Source organism: Sinomonas sp. G460-2, assembly GCF_047759905.1.
Lineage (GTDB): Bacteria > Actinomycetota > Actinomycetes > Actinomycetales > Micrococcaceae > Sinomonas.
The window spans coordinates 1-1,530 of sequence record NZ_JBKZWT010000519.1; the positions used below are offsets into that span (position 1 = coordinate 1).

The 1,530-nt window shown below is 71.1% G+C and carries 1 protein-coding gene and 1 pseudogene; both read left to right on the forward strand.

Translation table 11 applies throughout. The features are described from left to right. Positions 1-211, forward strand: a pseudogene (locus ACLN58_RS22065) (GNAT family N-acetyltransferase); the annotation flags it as partial. 6 nt (positions 212-217) lie between these two features. Then, the coding region (locus ACLN58_RS22070) for a YibE/F family protein (protein WP_415857350.1) at positions 218-1,530 on the forward strand (1,313 nt) is incomplete at its 3' end.

Below are 1,530 nucleotides of genomic sequence, written 5' to 3' on the forward strand. Positions count from 1 at the left end.
CACCGAAGTCCTGCTCGGCCACGACCCCGCGCTCGACGCCGACGACGCGCGGGACGCCGTGCGCGGGCTGCTGGCCCTCGTCGCGTATCAGCACCCCGTTCTGCTTGAGGTCGACGACTCGATGGAGGCCCTCCGGGCGGCCGTCGACCCGCTCCTCGCGGCGGGGCTCGCGGCCCAGGTCGGTCCCGACACCGTCATCTTGGGGGACTGAACCCCGGTGGGCGGCGGGCACAGTCACGCGGACCCTGTGGAGGCTCCGAGCCGCGCGGCGACCGTCGCCCGGCGCCGGGCGACGTGGATCCTCGCGGCTGTGCTCGTTCCGCTGGGCCTCGTGACCCTCGTCGCGATGGTGCTCCTGTGGCCTTCGGGGAACCGCGCCGACCTCAAGCTCTCCAACCCGTATGCGCTTGCGCAGGGCGTCACGATGGACACCGGAACGGTGCAGCAGGTTGCCCAGTCCGGGTGCCAGAAGGGCCAGCAGCCTTCCCAGTGCACCTTCGCAGTGACCCAGCCGGACGCAGGGGGCATGGCGGTACGGGTCGCGATGAACCCGGACGTCATGGTGTCGCACGGAGTCAAGCCCGGGGACAGGATCCGGTACCTCAACCTCTCGAAGATCCAGCAGGCCCAGCAGCAAGGCTCCTCGGATAGCCCTCAGGCCGAAGCTCCCGGCGCCTCCGGCGGTGCCCAGGCCGAATCTCCCGGCGCCTCCGGCGGTGCCCAGTCGCCGTCGTTTGTGTTCGTCGACTTCGTGCGCACGGTTCCGCTGCTGCTGCTCGCGGGGCTGTACGCGGTCGTCGTCGTGGCCGTCGCGCGGTGGCGCGGCCTGCGAGCGCTTCTGGGCCTCGGGGGCGCGTTCGCGGTCCTGGCCCTGTTCATCCTTCCGGGTCTCGTCGAGGGCAAGCCGCCCCTCCTGCTCGCGCTTGTGGGCTCGACGGTCATCATGATGGGCGTCCTGTACTTCGCGCACGGGGTCTCGGCGCGGACGTCCACGGCGTTGCTTGGCACGGTCTTCGGCCTTGGCGTGACGGCAGCACTCGCCTCGTGGGCGATGGACGCGGGAAACCTCACGGGCGTGGGCGCGCATCCCGCGGCCTCGCTCGTGAACCTCGGAGGCAATCTCTCGGTCTCCGGAATCATCCTGTGCGGCCTCATCATCGCGAGCCTTGGCGCGCTGAACGACGTCACGGTCACGCAGGCCTCCGCCGTGTGGGAGCTCTACGAGCTCGCGCCGCACACGCCCGCTCGCAGGCTCTTCTCCTCGGCGTTGCGGATTGGCCGCGACCACATCGCGTCGACCGTGTACACGATCGCGTTCGCGTACGCGGGCGCGGCCCTTCCACTGCTCATCATCGTGGCGCTCTACGACCGGCCGCTCCTCGATGCCCTCACGGGCTCGGAGCTCGCCGAGGAGGTGGTGCGCACCCTCGTGGGTTCGACCGGGCTCGTGCTCGCCATCCCCATGACGACCGCGATCGCCGTCGCCGTGGTCAAGGCGACTGGAGCCGCGCGCCTGGCCGGGCCCGAGCC